Origin of the sequence: Streptomyces sp. NBC_00038 (assembly GCF_026343635.1) — a bacterium.
GTDB lineage: Bacteria > Actinomycetota > Actinomycetes > Streptomycetales > Streptomycetaceae > Streptomyces.
In genome coordinates, this window is the sequence record NZ_JAPELQ010000001.1 from 5,190,033 (window position 1) to 5,207,610 (window position 17,578).

At 70.4% G+C, this 17,578-nt stretch carries 17 protein-coding genes and 1 tRNA gene; 6 read left to right on the forward strand and 12 right to left on the reverse strand.

What is annotated here, in order from left to right:
* Positions 1-22: 22 nt before the first annotated feature.
* From OG219_RS23405 to OG219_RS23420, 4 genes are all read right to left on the reverse strand, one after another.
* Positions 23-1,075 (reverse strand): acyl-CoA dehydrogenase family protein, encoded by a 1,053-nt coding sequence (locus OG219_RS23405; protein WP_266829465.1) that lies wholly within the window; start codon positions 1,073-1,075, stop codon positions 23-25.
* A gap of 1 nt (position 1,076) precedes the next feature.
* Positions 1,077-2,060, reverse strand: a complete 984-nt coding sequence (locus OG219_RS23410; protein WP_266836201.1) for a bifunctional MaoC family dehydratase N-terminal/OB-fold nucleic acid binding domain-containing protein — start codon at positions 2,058-2,060, stop codon at positions 1,077-1,079.
* A gap of 68 nt (positions 2,061-2,128) precedes the next feature.
* Positions 2,129-3,292, reverse strand: coding sequence for an acyl-CoA dehydrogenase family protein (locus tag OG219_RS23415; protein WP_266829467.1), 1,164 nt, complete (start codon positions 3,290-3,292; stop codon positions 2,129-2,131).
* A 337-nt stretch (positions 3,293-3,629) separates the two neighbouring features.
* Positions 3,630-3,935: a hypothetical protein gene (locus OG219_RS23420; protein WP_266829469.1), complete on the reverse strand. Its 306-nt coding sequence runs from the start codon at positions 3,933-3,935 to the stop codon at positions 3,630-3,632.
* Positions 3,936-4,332: 397 nt separating this feature from the next.
* On the opposite strand from OG219_RS23420, the gene OG219_RS23425 reads away from it, so the two are divergent.
* On the forward strand, positions 4,333-5,214 hold the full coding sequence (locus OG219_RS23425) for a bifunctional DNA primase/polymerase (protein ID WP_266829471.1): 882 nt from the start codon (positions 4,333-4,335) through the stop codon (positions 5,212-5,214).
* Positions 5,215-5,293: 79 nt separating this feature from the next.
* Here the strand turns inward: OG219_RS23425 and OG219_RS23430 are convergent, their stop codons facing one another.
* The 6 genes from OG219_RS23430 to OG219_RS23455 all read right to left on the reverse strand — a co-directional run bounded on the left by OG219_RS23430 (position 5,294) and on the right by OG219_RS23455 (position 9,455).
* The gene (locus OG219_RS23430; protein ID WP_266829473.1) at positions 5,294-5,788 is read right to left on the reverse strand and encodes a hypothetical protein; all 495 of its coding nucleotides are present in this window, start codon (positions 5,786-5,788) and stop codon (positions 5,294-5,296) included.
* Positions 5,749-6,408, reverse strand: coding sequence for a hypothetical protein (locus tag OG219_RS23435; RefSeq protein WP_266829475.1), 660 nt, complete (start codon positions 6,406-6,408; stop codon positions 5,749-5,751). Before OG219_RS23435 ends, OG219_RS23430 begins: the two co-directional genes overlap by 40 nt.
* Before the next feature lie 101 nt (positions 6,409-6,509).
* Positions 6,510-6,596: transfer RNA gene (locus OG219_RS23440), tRNA-Ser, on the reverse strand.
* Positions 6,597-6,626: 30 nt separating this feature from the next.
* Positions 6,627-6,881, reverse strand: coding sequence for a hypothetical protein (locus tag OG219_RS23445; RefSeq protein WP_266829477.1), 255 nt, complete (start codon positions 6,879-6,881; stop codon positions 6,627-6,629).
* 22 nt (positions 6,882-6,903) lie between these two features.
* Positions 6,904-7,704 carry a hyaluronoglucosaminidase gene (locus tag OG219_RS23450; RefSeq protein ID WP_266829479.1) on the reverse strand — a complete coding sequence of 267 codons (801 nt, stop codon included), beginning with the start codon at positions 7,702-7,704 and terminating at the stop codon, positions 6,904-6,906.
* Between the two features lie 197 nt (positions 7,705-7,901).
* Positions 7,902-9,455 (reverse strand): trypsin-like peptidase domain-containing protein, encoded by a 1,554-nt coding sequence (locus OG219_RS23455; protein WP_266829481.1) that lies wholly within the window; start codon positions 9,453-9,455, stop codon positions 7,902-7,904.
* A 259-nt stretch (positions 9,456-9,714) separates the two neighbouring features.
* Here OG219_RS23455 and OG219_RS23460 point away from each other — a divergent pair, with 259 nt between their 5' ends.
* The 3 genes from OG219_RS23460 (at position 9,715) to OG219_RS23470 (ending at position 12,435) form a co-directional block, all read left to right on the forward strand.
* Positions 9,715-10,524 (forward strand): glycerophosphodiester phosphodiesterase, encoded by an 810-nt coding sequence (locus tag OG219_RS23460; protein WP_266829483.1) that lies wholly within the window; start codon positions 9,715-9,717, stop codon positions 10,522-10,524.
* A gap of 118 nt (positions 10,525-10,642) precedes the next feature.
* Positions 10,643-11,296: an ATP-binding protein gene (locus OG219_RS23465; protein ID WP_266829485.1), complete on the forward strand. Its 654-nt coding sequence runs from the start codon at positions 10,643-10,645 to the stop codon at positions 11,294-11,296.
* Positions 11,297-11,445: 149 nt separating this feature from the next.
* Positions 11,446-12,435, forward strand: coding sequence for a DUF5926 family protein (locus OG219_RS23470; protein WP_266829487.1), 990 nt, complete (start codon positions 11,446-11,448; stop codon positions 12,433-12,435).
* 233 nt (positions 12,436-12,668) lie between these two features.
* Here OG219_RS23470 and OG219_RS23475 read toward each other — a convergent pair whose 3' ends face one another.
* On the reverse strand, positions 12,669-13,268 hold the full coding sequence (locus OG219_RS23475) for a hypothetical protein (protein ID WP_266829489.1): 600 nt from the start codon (positions 13,266-13,268) through the stop codon (positions 12,669-12,671).
* 56 nt (positions 13,269-13,324) lie between these two features.
* On the reverse strand, positions 13,325-13,990 hold the full coding sequence (locus tag OG219_RS23480; protein ID WP_266829491.1) for a bifunctional DNA primase/polymerase: 666 nt from the start codon (positions 13,988-13,990) through the stop codon (positions 13,325-13,327).
* 483 nt (positions 13,991-14,473) lie between these two features.
* Between OG219_RS23480 and OG219_RS23485 the strand changes: the two genes are divergently transcribed.
* Positions 14,474-15,994, forward strand: a complete 1,521-nt coding sequence (locus tag OG219_RS23485; RefSeq protein WP_266829493.1) for a PP2C family protein-serine/threonine phosphatase — start codon at positions 14,474-14,476, stop codon at positions 15,992-15,994.
* Positions 15,995-16,083: 89 nt separating this feature from the next.
* Positions 16,084-17,544, forward strand: a complete 1,461-nt coding sequence (locus OG219_RS23490) for an aminopeptidase P family protein (protein ID WP_266829495.1) — start codon at positions 16,084-16,086, stop codon at positions 17,542-17,544.
* The last annotated feature ends 34 nt before the right edge of the window (positions 17,545-17,578 follow it).

Sequence of the window (17,578 nt, forward strand, 5' to 3'; positions counted from 1 at the left end):
CCTGGCTTCACTTCGTCGGCCCTCATGCCTTCCCCTCCCCTCTCACGATCAACTCCCCCAGTTCCTGGAGCACTTCGCTCCCGCATCCCAGATACGCGTCCAGCTGCCTCCCCCACAGGAAGTGCCGGTGCACGGGGTGCTCCAGGTCGGCCCCCGTCCCGCCATGCAGATGCTGACCCGCGTGCACGACCCGCCGGCCCGCCTCCGACGCCCACCAGGCAGCGGTGAGTGCGTGCGTCACGTACGGCAGCCCCTCGTCGCGACGCCATGCCGCCTCGTACGCCGTCACCCGTATCGCCTCGGTGTCCATGTACGCGTCGGCTGCCCGGAGTTGGACCCCCTGCTTGGCGGCGAGCGGGCGCCCGAACTGCTCGCGCGCGTTGGTGTGCTCCACGGCTCGGGCCAGCGAACCCGCGCACACCCCGGCCTGCAGCCCCGCGAAGGCGGTCCTCGCGGTGGCCAGTACGTCGTCGTACGCGCCCCCGGAGGTCTCCTCCCCCGCCACGCCGCCGAGCCGCTCGCATGGCGTCCCGTCCAGCGTCAGTCGCCCCGCCGACCAGGGCGCCGTCAGCTCCACGGGCTCGCACGTCGACTCGGCGGTCCGCACCAGCCACAGCCGGCGCCGGTCGTCCACGACGAGCACATGGGTGGCGTCCCGCAACCAGGGCACCACAGGGGCGATGCCGCTCAACTGCCCCTGGGATCCGGCCCGTACGGCACCCGGCTCGGAAATCGCCCCGCTCACCACCACCGTCCCGTCCCCGATCCCCGGCAGCAGCCGCTCCCGCTGCTCCGGTGAACCGTGGGCCGCCACCGCCAGCAGCCCGTAGACACAGCTCGCCGCGAACGGCACCTGGGCCGTGGTGCGCCCCTGCTCCTCCAGGAGGAGCACCAGGCCGAGCAGTCCTATGTCCGTCACGGCCGTCACGAGCCCGGCCGCACACAGCGCCTTCCACAACTCGGCGTCGCTGCCGGTCCCGGCCGCGGCGAGCCGCTCGTGCGTGGAGAGGTCGCCGAATATCCGCGCGGCCAGATCACGAGCGGCCGCCTGCTCCTCCGTGGGCGTGAAGTCCATGTCAGCCTCCACCGCCTTCGCCCGTATCGCCCGGCCGGAAGACCGGCAGCTCCAACTCCTCGTCGTACCGCTGGAATTCGAGCCGTACGGGCATCCCGATCCGCACCTTGTCGTACGGCACCCCGACCACGTTGCTCACCATCCGCACGCCCTCGGACAGTTCGATCAGGCCGACCGCGTAGGGAGGGTCGAAGGCAGGGAAGGGCGGGTGGTGCATGACGACGTACGAGTAGACCGTGCCGTCCCCGCTCGCCTCGACCGTGTCCCACTCCAGGCAGGCGCATGCGTTGCACCCCGGCAGCCAGGGAAACCGCAGCGCCCCGCAGCCGCCGCACCGCTGGATCAGCAGCTGGTGCCGGGCCACGCCCTCCCAGAACCCGGCGTTGTCCCGGTTGATCACCGGCCGCGGCCGTCTGCCCTTGGGGTTCGATCGGTCCTTGGGACTCGGCTGCTCCGTCGGCTTGGTCTGCTCCGGCGGCTTCCTCTGCTCCGTCCGCTTCCTCTGCGCCGGTGCGTACTTGAGGATCCGGAAGCGGTGGGTCCCCGCGAGCTCCCCGCCCGCCCTCACATCCATCCGCGTCGTGACGAAGTGCCCGGTCCCCAGCTTGGTGGTCTTGCGCCCGGAGACCGACTCGATCAGCGCGTCGAAGGTGATCTCGTCCCCGGGGCGCAGCGGGCGCAGATACTCCTGCTCGCAGTCGGTGGCCACCACCGAGGTGTACCCGGCGCCGTCCAGGAGCGCGAACAACTCGTCGTACGCCTCCGAGCGGCCCGTGTGCCCGGAGAGGCCGCCCATCGTCCACACCTGGAGCATGGTCGGCGGCGCGACGGCGTCCGGTCCCGCGTACGCCGGATTGGTGTCGCCCATCGCTTCGCACCAGTGCCGGATCATCGGCTCGTTGACCGGGTCCTTGCCCACTCCCGCGACGGCGGCCGCGCGCCCTTCGTACGCCTTGAGGCGCTCCTCGTACGCCTGCGACCGCACCGCCCTCTCGCCGCTCTGGTACTTCTCACTGCTCGCGCCGCTCTCATCGCTGTGGTCGCTCTCGTCACTCACCGCCGCCCCCTCCGCATCCCGAGCCGCATCGTCGCCACGATCTCCCGTTGCACCTCGCTCACCCCGCCCCCGAACGTGTTGATCTGCGCGGCCCTGTTCATCCGCTCCAGCTCGCCGTCCCCGAACGCCCCCGGTGAACCGGAGCGGACCAGGGCGTCCGCTCCGACAATTTGCTGACATATTCGGTACACCGCGACCGCCGATTCGGTTCCCACCACTTTCACGCCGCTCGCGTCGCCCGGTGCCAGCCGACCGGCCCCGACATCCCCCACCAAACGCCAGTTGAGCAGGCGTGATGCCGCCATCAGGGCATGCGCCTCGGCCAGCTGAGACCGCACCCACGGCTCGTCAACCCGGCGCCGACCGGTCACTGGATCGGGTGTGCGTGCGGCCTTCAGCGCGGCCGCGTAGAAGTCCTCGGCCTGCATGCCGATCGCGGCGAGCGCGACCCGCTCGTGGTTGAGCTGGTTGGTGATGAGCCCCCAGCCGCCGTTCTCCTCGCCGACGAGGTTCGCGGCCGGGACGCGGATCCCGTCGTAGTACGTGGCCGTGGTCGTCAGCCCGCCCACCGTCTCGATGGGCGTCCACGAGAAGCCGGGCACCTCCGTGGGCACGAGGATGATCGAGATGCCCTGGTGTTTGGGCGCGTCCGGGTCGGTCCGGCAGGCGAGCCAGATCCAGTCGGCGTTCTGGGCGTTGGAGGTGAAGATCTTCTGCCCGTCGATCAGCCAGTGCCCGCCCTCGCGCACTGCGCGCGTCCGGAGCGAGGCCAGATCCGTCCCCGCCGAAGGCTCCGAGTACCCGATCGCGAAGACGAGGTCACCGCTCAGGATGCGCGGCAGGAAGAAGTCCTTCTGTTCCTCGCTCCCGTACTTCATGAGGGTGGGCCCGACGGTGTTCAGCGTGACCATCGACACGGGAGCGCCGGCTCGGTACGCCTCGTCGAAGAACACGAACTGCTCGTCCGCGCCGCGTCCTTGGCCGCCGTACGCGACGGGCCAGCCGAGCCCGAGCATCCCGTCGGCGCCGATACGGCGCAGCAGCGCGCGCTGCCTCCCGGGATCGTCGGCGGGTGGCGGCCCCTCGGGCATCAGGTCCCGGAAGTACGTACGGAGCTCGGCGCGCAGCCGTTGCTGGCGCTCGGTGGGGGCGAGGTGCACGGCGGCGGCCCTCCCGGACCTCGTACGAACAAGGGTTTCTGACTGTCCGTCAGACAATGCCGACTGTCAAGGTCACCGGAGCCCCGCACCAGCGCCATCTCCGGACACGCCCAAGTGCCCCTCCTCGGACTCCCCCGAGCAGCCTCGCCGGATCCATCAAGCACCTGGGCACGCGCGCGCGTGGGCACCGTCAAACACCTGGGCACACGCGCGCGTGGACACACGAAAACGTCTGCGCGACGGCACCGAAGCACCGCCGCGCAGACGTGTTACGACCCCACAGAGCACAGCCCCCCACGGGAGTTCCCGGGCCGATGAGAGCGCATCGGCCCCCGGCTCACCAGAGGTTGGTGAAGTTGACGACGGCGTTCGACTGGTCGATGGCCGTGAACGCGGAACCGTTCACCTGGGCCGTGTTGCTCTGGTTCGAGGCGCCGGAGCCGACCGCCTGCTGCTGTGTGGTGGACGAGTTTCCGAAGTTGTCACCACCGACTCCGCTGCCGCTGACGGTCGCCACCGCCGCGTTCGATCCGTCGTCCGCGAAGGCGCCGTTGTCTGCCGCCGCGACGCCCGTGAAGAGGGTGGCCGCGAGGGGCAGGGCCGCGACGGCGGCGAGGACGCGGGCGGTACGGATGCTTGCCATGTGAATTCCTCCAGAAGAACCAGATGTACGCACCGGGGTGAACCGGGAAGTACGGCTTGTCCCAAGGCAGTTGGCCGACCGCCTCGGTGATGTGCACGACGTCGCGAGTCCAGAGTTGCCCACCGAATCCCCGGCGAACCACCCCGGAAGCACCCATTCCCCCTGAAGCGTGAGGACAAGTCGATAAACGCCTTTCGCGACCTTCCACCCGTCACCGCCGGCTCGAACTCGCAGGCAAAGGCCGGGGAGCGGGTTCGGACGGCAGGCGCCGCAAGGGATGAAGCGTTACGGCACGTTTTCGGCCAATCTCTCCCGCACTCTCCGAAAACCCCACCGCGGCCCCTGCTCCCCGCCGAACCCCCTTCCCTTTTTCGAACACTCGTACGAACATAGAGGCATGGCCACCACCACCGACCGGCAGGCCACGACCATGGCCCTGGCCCACGCACTGTCCGCCGCCGAGCGCGGCCTCGCGGTCATCCCGCTGTCCCGTACGAAGCTCCCCGCACTGCGCTCCCCCCACCGAACCGACCCCGCCGGCCTGCCCGTCTGCCACGGCGAGTGCGGCCGTTTCGGGCACGGCGTGTACGACGCCTCCACCGACCCACGCCGTATCCGCGCGCTCTTCGCGGCCGCTCCCTGGGCCACCGGCTACGGCATCGCCTGCGGTCTGCCGCCGTACCACCTGATCGGCATCGACCTCGACACCAAGTCCGGTACGGAGTCGTCAGCGGCTCTGCGCGAACTGGCCCTGCGGCATCTGTTCACCATCCCGGAGACCGTGGTCATCCTCACCCCGAGCGGCGGCCGCCATCTGTGGCTGAGCGGCCCGCCGGACGTGGCCGTCCCCAACTCGGCGAGCCGGCTGGCCCCCGGCATCGACGTCCGCGGCGCCGGCGGCTACCTGGTCGGCCCCGGGTCCCGTACCGAACACGGCGCCTACAGCACCGCCCCGGGCACCGCCCACTTCGCTCCCGCACCCTGCCCGCCGGCCCTGCTGCGGCTGCTCCTGCCGCCACCACGGCACGCCAAACCGACGGGCTCGACACCGGCGGACGTCCACGGGCAGGGCCAGGGCCTGATCCAGTTCGTCCTGGCGGCCCACGCGGGCCAGCGCAACACCCGCCTCTTCTGGGCCGCCTGCCGCGCCTACGAGAACGGCATCGGCTCCGCCCTGACACCCGCCCTGATCGACGCGGCCGTCCACACCGGCCTCACACTCCGCGAGGCCCGCTCGACGGTGGCTTCGGCGGCGCGGATGACGGGGAACCGGCACTGACGGGAACGCTCAGCCCTGGGCGCGACCACCGACCGCCGGTCACCTGGCCGAACTCGGGGGGGCACCTGGATCACCGGCGTCACCGACCCGGAGAGTCGCCGGCTGCCTCCCGAGCCGTTCCGCGAGGGTCGGCGCCCTGCGAAGCAGCCGCTTCCGAAGGGATGACCACAACCTGGTACTCATCCTCATAGATGATCTTTCCAGGTGCCGACGACTCCACGCGCCGGCACTCGACGCCATGCGCGGCGAGGAGTTCCAGGTATCCGTCCACCCGCTTGATGAGTTCCTTGGCCGATGATTTGAACCAGGCGACAGCACCAGGGTGGGTCTCGTGGTCATAGACCACGGGATCGATGTCCGAGGGGTTGGGGTAATTGGCGTCGTACCAGTCGTTGTTGGCTCGCCAGAACCGGAACTGCTCCTCGGTGAGCCTGCCTTCGCGTGCGAGGCCGTTGGCCAATCCGAAGACGCCGGGAAAATGACCACGCTCGCTGCGAATCGTCCCCTGGAACCTCACGTACGACGTTTCCCGCATCAGAGTCCCGTCGGCCGGGGCGCCCCGTGCCACCGCCATGTGGTGAGGCGAGGGTGTCCCGGCAGTTCGGTGCGGCCGGTGGCCCAGAGCAGGGTGGGCCAGGGGTCCGTGTTCGCCGGCGCGTCCGGGAAAAGCCGGGTGAGGACTCGCGCGCACAGGTCGGCGGGCGGGGTCCAGGCGAGCCCGAGTCCCTCGGCCAGGTCGTGAGTGTGCACCAGGGTCTCCACGACGCCCATCGCGGCGAAGCCCTCGGGGTCCGACGCCCCGAAGGCGTGGTGGGCGCGGACCCGCGACGGCGTCGTACGCACCATGGCGACCAGCAGCGCGCCGCTCGCCTCCAGCACCTGCAACAGCCCGGCGGGCCCCGCCGCACGATCCGCGTGAATGGCGTTCGCGGGCCCGCCGGGCCTCCGGCTCTCCCACACGAACGGCACCTCGCCGTTCAAAGGCGGTTCCTTGGGCCCCAGTTGGGCGGCATAGGCGAAGAGGTCGTCACTGAGGTGCTCGACGGTCTCCCAGCAGTCCCACTCCAGCGAGCCCGCCTTGCCGACCCAGGCCTCCGGTGGCGCCTCCCGGAGAGTGCTGACGGCAAGCTGGACAGCTTGGTCCACGTCGTCCGCGGTGACACGCAAAGGCTCGGCTTCGGCTGATCGGGGCATGGCAGGAACCGTAGCGCGAGTGCCGTGAGCCACCGCCTCCAGGGGCGACGCGACGGAAACGGCCCCTGACCATTTGCCTGGTCAGGGGCCGTCTCGTGCGGCGGTGGGTGTGGGATTTGAACCCACGGTGACATCGCTGCCACGACGGTTTTCAAGACCGTTCCCTTAGGCCGCTCGGGCAACCCACCGTCGCCCCGGCCCACCTGGGGCGGAGCGGGCTACAGCCTACCGGCCTCGGGAGGTGTCGTGGGCTGGTGGCCCACGCGGGGCCCGGCGGGTACGGCGGACCCTCCAGGCCCGGTGGACCCGGCAGGCCCCGCAGGCCCGCTGGACCCGGCGGACCCGGCGGCGGACAGCAAGGCCTTCAGGTCCGCGTTCTCCGCCTCCAGGGCCGCGATCCGTTTTCTGGCGAAGTAGAGCTCCATCACCGCGTCGTGGAACTCCGAAACCAGCTCTTCAGGGGTCAGTTGCATCTTCGTCTCCGGGGTCGCGGGCTCAGGCCGGTGCGATACGGGTGACCGTGCCGGCGGAGCCCCGCCAGTACAGCGCGCCGTTCACGGCGTACAGGGCGCCGCCGCCTGCCGAGTCGACGGTCGTCGGCGCGGCCGCGGCGTTCGCGATCCGGACCACGCCCTCGACCAGCAGGCCGGCCGGGGCGGTCGACGACTGGACGATGTGGACCTGGGCACGCGGTGTGGCCGCGCGGTCGATGCCGACCCCGATCCGGCCTGTTCCCTTCACCACGAAGTCGTCCAGGCCCGTGTTGTTGCGCAGGGCGATCAGGTTGCCGGTGGTCGCGCCGTTGGTCGCCGTCAGGTAGATGCCCTGGGCGGCTGTCCTGGCCGTCTCGTCCGTCCCGTCCGCCCCGGCGGTCTGCAGGTCGATCGACAGGGCGGCGGCGTTCTTGTCCGATCCGTCGGCGTACCCCACGTGGGCGATCTTCAGCGTGCCGCGTGCGGTCTCCTTGCCGGACAGGTACATGGCCGAGGTGCCCGGGTTGTCCGAGACCACGTTCAGCGCCGCGCCGGTCCCGGCGGTGCCTGCCTGATAGACGGTCACCGTATGGTCCGTCTCCGAAGTCGTCTTGAAGAAGGCGGAGTTCGCCGTGGCGTTCGTACTGAACTTCTGCGCCGCCGCCGCACCCGCGACCGTCAACGGCCCGCCCACGACCACCGGCCCGTCGAACGTCGTCGTCTCCCCCTCGGCCGCCGCGGCCTCCGACCCCGCACCACCCACCGCGACGGTCACCGCCCCCGCCGTGAAGCTCCCCAGAAACAGCCTGCGTGCCAGGGGCATGCGCCCACCCACCATCCGTGTCCGTCGCGGCCGGACTCTCCGGCGCATCCCGGATACGACCCCAGTGGGTCACCTTTGGTTGTACGAGGTTGGCTGTACGAGGTTGTACGAGCACCCATGCGGAAGGGGTGCCCGCACGTCGCGGGCACCCCTTCCGATGCCGATCAGTCGATGCTGCGCCGGCCGCCGGCCTGCGGTCAGCTGTCGCCCTCGCGCTCGCCGAGGGTGACGTCCGTCGTGTGGGTCTTTCCGTCGCGCGTGTAGGTGAGCTTGACGGTGTCGCCGGGCTGGTGGGTCCAGATCTCGCCGATCAGGGTGGGACCGCTGTCGATCACCTGGTCGTCGAGCTTGGTGATGACGTCACCGGACTTGAGGCCCGCCTTGTCCGCGGGGCCGCCGGCCGTGATCGAGGCGGAACCGCTCGCACCCTGGTCGGTGATCTTCGCGCCGCCGGTGCCCTCTTCGAGGGAGACCGACGCGCCGATCACCGGGTAGACCGGCTTACCCGTCTTGATGAGCTGCTGGGCGACGGTCTTCGCCTGGTTGATCGGGATCGCGAAGCCCAGGCCGATGGAACCGGACTGGCTGGTGCCGCCGAGGCTGCCGCTGGACTGGATCGCCGAGTTGATGCCGATGACCGAGCCCTGCGCGTCCAGGAGGGGGCCGCCGGAGTTGCCGGGGTTGATGGAGGCGTCCGTCTGCAGGGCGCTCATGTACGAGGCGCTGCTGGACGTGCCGTCGCTGGAGGCCACCGGGCGGTTCTTGGCGCTGATGATGCCCGTGGTCACCGTGTTGGAGAGACCGAAGGGCGCGCCGATCGCGATGGTCGAGTCGCCGACGGCCACCTTGTCGGAGTCACCGAGCGCCAGGGGCTTCAGGTCCGTCGGCGCGTCCTTCAGCTTGATGACCGCGACGTCGTAACCCTGGGCGTGACCGACCACTTCGGCGTCGTACTTCTTGCCGTTGGAGAAGGTCGCGGTGAGCTTGCCGTTGTCGACCGCGTCCGCCACCACGTGGTTGTTGGTGAGGATGTGGCCTTCCTTGTCGAAGACGAAGCCGGTTCCGGTGCCGCCCTCGCCGCTGCTGCTCTCGGCCTCGATGGTGACCGTGCTCGGCAGCGCCGCGGCGGCCACGCCCGCGACGGTGTCCGCGGCACGCTTCACGTCGCCACTGCTCTGCGGGGCGGAGACAGTCGTCGAGTCGGTGGAGTCGTCGTTCCCCTTGGCCAGCGTGTAGCCGATGCCACCGCCCACGCCGCCCGCGACCAGCGCGGCGACGAGGATCGCGGCGACCAGGCCACCGCGTCCGCCACCGGACTTGGGAGCGGGCTGCTGGTAGGAGGCGCCCCAGCCGGAGCCCGAACCGCCGCCGTCCGCGTACGAGGGAGTGGCGGGCGGGGGAGGCGGCCAGCCCGCCTCGGCCGCGGAGACCGGCGCCCCGGAAGCCCCGGAGTCGTACCCCTGCGCGTCAGGAGACCCGGCGCCCACAGAGGCGTACGCCGGTGCCTGGTCCGCAGAGGGGTACGCGGGTGTCTGGTCCGGAGCGCCGTACGTCGGGGTCTGATCCGGCGACCCGTACGCCGGTGCCTGCTCCGGTGCGCCGGGGGCGCTCGGAGGCACCGCCGGGAGCTGAGTGGTCGGCGCGCTCTCTCCGGGCGCGCCGGTCTGCGCGGAAGCAGCGGGAGTGTCCACCGGCACAGGAGGTGCGGACGGGGCCGGGGGTACTGCAGTGCCCTCGTTCTCGGTGCTCACAGCTCTTCTCCTCGATCCACGGCTGTTGTTCTCGGTCGCACTCGGTCACGCTCACTCACGCTTGTCGGCGGTCCGGCGCGCGATTCAGCTGTGCATGTGCTCTTGTCTGCCGTCAGCTTTTCCCACTGGGCGTCAGAGCACCATAAGCGGTCCCTGTGTGTCCCCGGCCAGCCTTTATAAGGGACTTGTCAGGCGAAATTAACCCATTCTCGACGTATTCGCCCTCACGCCTGCTCCGCGACGGTGGCACCATGACGCGGTGACCCACGCACGACAGCACCCGATCCAGGTCGTAGCCCACCGCGGAGCCTCCGAAGAGGCGCCCGAGCACACCCTGGCCGCGTACAAGAAGGCGATCGAGGACGGTGCGGACGCCCTCGAGTGCGATGTACGGCTGACCGCGGACGGCCATCTCGTCTGCGTCCACGACCGCCGCGTCAACCGTACGTCGAACGGACGCGGAGCGGTCTCGGCCCTGGAGCTCGCCGACCTCGCGGCGCTGGACTTCGGCGCCTGGAAGAACCGCGACGAGTCCCCCGACTGGGAGTACGGCCCCGGGGACCGCGAGGACACCTCCGTCCTCACCCTGGAGCGGCTGCTCGAACTCGTCGCCGACGCGGGCCGCCGGGTCGAGCTGGCCATCGAGACCAAGCACCCCACGCGCTGGGCGGGCCAGGTCGAGGAGCGGCTGCTGCACCTGCTGAAGCGTTTCGGCCTGGACGCCCCGGACTCCGCCGCCGAGTCGCCCGTACGCGTCATGAGTTTCTCGGCGCGCTCACTGCACCGCGTCCGGGCCGCATCCCCGACCCTGCCCACGGTCTATCTGCTGCAGTTCATCTCGCCCCGGCTGCGCGACGGACGGCTGCCCGCGGGTGTCCGGATCGCGGGCCCGTCGATGCGGATCGTGCGCAGCCACCCCGCCTACATCGAGCGCCTGAAGCGTGCCGGGCACCAGGTCCACGTCTGGACCGTGAACGAGCCCGAGGATGTGGATCTCTGCGTTGAGCTGGGCATCGACGCCATCATCACCAACCGGCCCCGCGCGGTACTGCGCCAACTCGACCACTGACCTCACACGCACACTTTCAGCCAGTTACCTTCAGTAATCCCACAAAAAACCATCGAGAACCGGCCACACGGCTACAGGGAGTACACCGGCGCGTTCGCTCCGTATTCGATCGTTACGAGTGCGTCAGCAGACGTGGATTGGCCGGTTTCCGGTCCAGTTCAAAGGGGCATCCACACCGTGGCGTGGGGCAAAGGAGGTCTCGGGGGTGGCGTTGGTGGTGGCACAGGAGGTGCCCACGTCGTCGAGCATGGCCGTACCTCATGGCCCTGCGGGCGTGGGGGAAGCAAGACACCGGATGCGGGATCAGCTGCGCACCGGTGGCGTGGCGGAAACGGTCATCGACGACGCCGTACTGATCCTTTCCGAACTGCTCAGCAACGCTTGCCGGCACGGCAGGCCGCTGGGTGACGCCCTGGCGGGGGACGGCGACGTCCGCGCCGCGTGGCGTGTCGATCCGTCCGGAAGGCTCACCGTCGAGGTGACGGACGGCGGTGGTCCGACCCGTCCGGTTCCGGCCACGCCCTCGGTCACCGCGCGCGGCGGCCGCGGGCTGAACATCATCACGGCACTGGCCAAGGACTGGGGCGTGCGGGACGACGTCCACGGAGAGGTCACGGTCTGGGTCGTCGTCCAGGACAACGTGAAGGCGGCGCGCAGGCAGGACGACTTCGCTACGCGCGTCGCGTCACCGGCATCGCACCGGCAGCCGCTGATACCGCGCCCTGCGATACCCGACCTGGGCTTCGCGGACGCCTTCGACGACATGGACTGAGGTGTCTGCCACGCGGACAGGCGCATAGGCACGCTGAAGCGCCGGTTCCGGGACGACTCGGTGCGTTGTCCACAGGGTCCCGTCGGCCCCCGTACAAACGGCTAGGCTCGCGCCCGTACGAGACGAGCCGTAACCGGGAGACAGCCACGATGGCCAAGAAGCGACCGCAGACGAAGGCCAAGCAGCCTCAGCTGAAAGATGGTGCCCGTGCCGCAGGCGCTGATGGAAACTTCCCGGTTGTCGGCGCTCGCGAACCCTGCCCCTGCGGTAGTGGCCGCCGCTACAAGGCCTGTCACGGCCGGGCCGCCGCGCACGCCGCGACCGAGCTGGTGCATCGCCCCTTCGAGGGCCTGGCGGGCGAGGGCGACTGGATCGCGCTGCGCGAGCTGGTGCCCGCCGCGACCGTCGAGCTGAAGCTCAGGGAGAGCCTCCCGGAGGGCGTTCCCTCGGTCACGCTCGCCACCGTCCTGCCGATGGCGTGGCCCGCGCTGCGCCGCGACGACGGCTCGGTCCTGATCGGCCTGCAGAACGACACGGCGTCCGGCGACATCAGCCGCGACCTCGCCGACACTCTCCAGCGCGCGCTCGCCGCGAAGCCCGGCACCCCGGTCGAGGGCCGCCGCGCCCCCGCCGACGGTCCGCGGCTCCAGGATCTCCTCGACCCCGAAGGCGCGTTCGAGCCAGTTGTGCACGCGGGTTTCGAGTTCTGGGTCCCGGACGCGGAGAACGCGACGCCGGAGGTGACCGCCTCCCTGGAGCGGGCCAACGCCGCCGCCATCCCGACCGTGAAGCTGTCCGGCGTCGACGCCGCGTACTGGTGCGAAACCCCCGACAAGAACCACCTGCGCTGGGTCATGCCCTACCCGGAGGAGCAGCTTCTGGACGCGCTCGCGCGCCTGCACGCCGCCGGGCAGTCGAGCCTCGGTGAGGGCACCCGTCTGGTCGGCTCCTTCCGCGCTCACGGGCTCACCGTGCCGGTCTGGGACCTTCCGACGGGCGTCACGGCGGACGACATCGAGAAGCCGGCGGCCACCTTCGCCGAGCGCCTCACCGCCGCCCTGGCCACTGACGCACCGCTCACCACGGACGAGCGCCGGGCACGCGGCGGCCTCACCAACCGACAGGTGACGCTCAGCTGACACACAGGAACGGGAACTGACCGACCGGTCAGCTGGTCAGGACTCACCAGATGGGTGACTCCTGTCACAACTCCCCATGCTGACCGGTGAATTCGTGTCCGAATAGCCAAGACCGAATTTGCGAACCGCCGATCTCTTGTTACCGTTCGAGTAGCCCGGTTGCTGGTGCATCCCCCGTCGCCAGCAACCGGGTCTTTTCATGTGCGGAGTCCGGGACGGCGCCAACCGCCTTGCTACGGCGCCGAGTTGCTCCCCGACCGCAGCAGCAGCGGCCCCGCCTCGCCGCCCTTCGCGAACTCCGCGACCGCCGCGTACGCCCCCACATCACCCGTCGTGCGCCCCCTCGGCGTCTCGCACACCCCGGGGTCGTCCTCCGCGCCCACCGCGCAGCGCATCAGCACCGTGCGGCCCCCCGGCTCCATGAGGCTCAGTACGGAACTCAGCTCGTCACCGGTCGCGTTGCGGTAGTACGTGCGCGCCCAGGTCTCCTCACCCTGCGTCAGGACGCAGGTCTGCGCCTCGATGCCGTCGGGCGAGGAGAGTTCGGGACCGCAGTGCGCGGCGGTGGCGAGACCGAGGCCGAGTAGCAGGGGCGACCGCTCGGGGTCGGGGGCGGGGCCCTTGTCGTTGGCGCCTTCGGCGTCCTCGGAGCCCGCGCCGTCGGTGTGTCCGGCGTCTTCGGAGTGTTGGGAGTGCCCGGAGCCCTGAGAGAGCCCGGACGCACGTACATCCGCGGGCCCCGCGTCTCCGACGGGTCCCGCGGATGCCACGGCCAGTGGAAGCCCCACCGTGACCGCCACTACGCCCGCGAGTGCGAGCAGGCGAAGGTTCATGAGGCTGAAGATAACGACCAGGGGCGGGCGCCCGGTTCGCCGCGCGCCCGACACCCCTACAACTCGGGCGCGCTCACACCCGTACGAGTGAGGGCCTCGACCACCGCGTCCACCACGGCCTCCACATCGGGCACCCAGGGCGCGGCCGAACCGGGCAGCGGTGCGCGTTCCCAGCGGATCTGGCCCTGGCCCGTCTCCGACGGAGGCAGCGCGATGTAGCCGCCCTCTCCATGGAAGCGGAGGGAGCCGGGGACGTAGTCCTTGGCGTACAGCAGTTCGCCGAGCTGCTCCAGGGAGTACGGCGCGACGAGGATCGCCCATCGCGTAGGGGCCGCGACGACCGGACCCAGGCGCATGCCCTGGCGGTCGAGCGCGGCGAGCGCGCGGGCCGCCGCGAGGGCGGGCAGGCTCACCGCGCAAGGGGCCTTCTCGCCGGTGGCCAGCACGATCGGTGCCGTCGGCCGGTTGGTCCACCACCAGCGCACCATGCGCTCGTCGGTGGTGGCCGCGAGGAGGCCGGGGTCGAAGGGGTGGGCGCCGGGCACCGTGCACTCCGGGTCGGGGCATCCGCAGCGGGCGCGCCCCTGCGGGTCCGATGCCACACCCGGGAGTACGGGCCACTGCCATTCGGTCGCGAAGGTCAGGGCGGACTTGAGCATCTCAGGCCTCCCGTTGTTTCGCCTGGACAGGAGCCTGCGTCGCCTTCCGAGGATCTCGCGCATGAGCGCTCGTTCCTTTCCGTTGCACGCCTGGCAACACTGTGGACCACTCACATCATGTGTCGATCACTTCACCGTGCGTACCTGCTGGCGCATCACACCCTTGCTGGAGACAAGGGGAACCCCTATGGGCCGAGCCTTGGGCTGCGTCCGCGTCCATACTGCGTGTGCCTAGAGCATGGGCATGGCGTGGGGGTGGCGGCGCCTGGCGTTTTGCCGTCCCGTGTATTTCTAGCCGCCTCCGCCACGGGAGGATGGGGCACGGTCGTCGGTGGTTAAGACGCCCGGGTCCGTCGCCAGGTTCCGGGCGAATCGCAACCACCCCTGGCCTTCACCGAGTACGTACCCATCACAACCGCTGTGACGCTCCGTCGAACTAGGCCAGTCGACCTCAACAAGCCGTTACCCGAGTCAGTTTTAGGCCAACTTTACTTTCGCGCAAGGGTTACCGCCGGTCTCACGGACACCAGGAATCCCGGCAGGACAATGCTGGACATCCCCTCACGAGTGCGTGTACATGTGGAGACACTGCTTGCGGCGCAGAACGACATGGGGGTTTGCGATGCTATTGAGCAATACGCACCGGTCGGAAAGCCGGACGCCATGAGCGCCCCTCACCTTCCGAAAGTGGCTGGAATCGACTCCACGGTTCCCTCGCCCGCACACACTGTCGCGCCGATGTCCGCTGTCACGGTCACCCCTTCGGCCACCTCTTCCACCGGCCCGGGAGCCGATCTGCAAGATCGTCTCGCCGGACTGGTCTCCGATCTCACCACGCTCCACGAGCTCACCGAACGCCTGGCGCGCACCGCGACACTGAGCGACGCACTCGAGGAACTGCTGCGCGCCGGAGCCGCCCTCGTGGGCGCCCGGCGCGGTCTCGTCGTCATGGAACCGGGCGACGGACTCGGCCCGGACACCACCATCGGCCTGGGCCTCGCGCGGGCCGATCTCGGCCACATCGAGACGGTTCCGCGCAGCTCCATGGCGTACGGAAAGCTCCTGGACACGGCGGCCGGACTGCCCGGCGGCGAGGCGGAGATCACCCAGCCCGACCTGTTCTCCGAGGAGGGGCTCGACCCCCGCCACCGCGAGGTGGCCGCACAGCTCGGCTACGCCGCGAGCTACGCGCTGCCCCTGTCCACCGACGCCGCGGGCCGCCTGGGCGCCGCCGTATGGCTCTACGACGAGCCCGCCGAACCGGTCGAGCGCCAGCGCCACCTCATCGGCCGGTACGCCCGGCACGCGACCGAGCACCTGGCACGGCTGCTGGAACTGGAGCGCACGCGCGCGTGCATCGCGACGGTCTCCGAGGAGCTGCTTCCCTCGCGGCTGCCACGGGTCTCCGGCGTCCAGCTCGCCGCCCGGCACCGCACCGGTCCGCGCGGCGGCGGCGACTGGTACGACGCGCTGCCGCTGCCCGACGCCGCGCTCGGCCTCGCGGTCGGCTCCGTCACCGGGTCCGGGCCCAGCGCGGTCGCCGCGATGGGCCGTCTCAGAGCGTCCCTGCGGGCGTACGCGGTCATGGAGGGCGAGGACCCCGTCGCCGTCCTCTCCGACCTCGAACTGCTGATGCGGCTCACCGAGCCGGCCCGCTCCGCCACCGCTCTCTTCGCCTACTGCGAGCCCGCGCTGCGCAAGATCACGCTCGCCGGCGCCGGACACAGCCCGCCCCTGGTGATCGGCCCGCGGCGCACGGAGTTCGTGGAGACCTCCCTGTCGGCGCCCCTGGGCATGCTCGCCTGCTGGGAGGCACCGAGCGTCGAGCTCACCGCCCAGCCCGGCGAGACCGTCCTCCTGTACACGGACGGGCTACTGCACCGCACCGGCGACCCCATGGACCGCGCCTTCGCGCGGCTGCACGCGGCGGCGGCGAGCGTTCCGAAGACGGTGCGCGACGACCCCGGCGCACTCGCCGATCACGTACTACGGAGTGTGCTGCCGGACGGACTGGACGCGGCGGACTCCGAAGAGGACGTCGTACTCCTGGCGGCGCGCTTCGAGTGAGCCCTGCGTAACAGGTCTTCCGGCTCTGGACCCCCTTCAGTACGACCGTACGATGGTGGGGGTCCAAAGTCGTATCTAGGAGGCAGACCGTGGCGGACGAGCTCAATCCGGAGACCCCGGACGAGACTCCCGAAGAGCCGATCAAGCAGCGCAAGAACGGCCTGTACCCGGGCGTGTCCGACGAGCTGGCCGAGAGCATGAAGTCCGGCTGGGCCGACACCGAGCTGCACGGCCTGGAGCCGATCGCGCAGGCCGAGTACACCGCCGCCCGCCGTGCCGCGCTCTCCGCGCGCTTCCCGGGCGAGCGCCTGGTCGTTCCCGCGGGCAACCTGAAGACCCGCTCGAACGACACCGAGTACCCCTTCCGTGCCTCGGTCGAGTACGCGTACCTCACCGGCAACCTGACCGAGGACGGCGTCCTGGTCCTGGAGCCGACCACTGACGGGCACAAGGCGACCATCTACCTGCTGCCGCGCTCCGACCGCGAGAACGGCGAGTTCTGGCTCAACGGCCAGGGCGAGCTGTGGGTCGGCCGCCGCCACTCCCTGACGGAGGCCGGGCAGCTGTACGGCATCCCCGCCTCGGACGTCCGCGAGCTCGCCGACGCGCTGCGCGAGGCGACCGGTCCGGTCCGGGTCGTACGCGGCTACGACGCCGGCGTCGAGGCGGCGCTCACCGACAAGGTGACCGCCGAGCGCGACGAGGAGCTGCGGGTCTTCCTGTCGGAGGCCCGGCTGGTGAAGGACGAGTTCGAGGCCGGCGAGCTGCAGAAGGCCGTCGACTCGACCGTGCGCGGCTTCGAGGACGTCGTGAAGGTCCTCGACAAGGCCGAGGCGACCAGCGAGCGCTACATCGAGGGCACCTTCTTCCTGCGCGCGCGGGTCGAGGGCAACGACATCGGGTACGGCTCGATCTGCGCCGCCGGGCCGCACGCGTGCACGCTGCACTGGGTGCGGAACGACGGTCCTGTCCGCTCCGGCGACCTGCTCCTGCTGGACGCCGGCGTCGAGACGCACACGCTCTACACCGCCGACGTCACGCGCACGCTGCCGGTCAACGGCACATACACGGAGATCCAGAAGAAGATCTACGACGCCGTGTACGAGGCCCAGGAGGCCGGTATCGCGGCCGTGCAGCCGGGCGCCAAGTACCGCGACTTCCACGACGCCGCGCAGCACGTGCTGGCCGAGAAGCTCGTCGAGTGGGGCCTCGTCGAGGGCCCGGTGGAGCGCGTCCTGGAGCTCGGCCTCCAGCGCCGCTGGACCCTGCACGGCACCGGTCACATGCTCGGCATGGACGTCCACGACTGCGCGGCCGCGCGGACCGAGACGTACGTCCAGGGCACGCTGGAGCCGGGCATGTGCCTGACCGTCGAGCCCGGCCTGTACTTCCAGGCGGACGACCTGACGGTGCCGGAGGAGTACCGCGGCATCGGGGTACGCATCGAGGACGACATCCTGGTGACCGAGGACGGGAACCGGAACCTGTCGCACGGGCTGCCGCGGCGCTCGGACGAGGTCGAGGCATGGATGGCCGCCCTGAAGGGCTGAAAGAGTTCAAAGAGTTCTCTGAAGGGCTGAGACA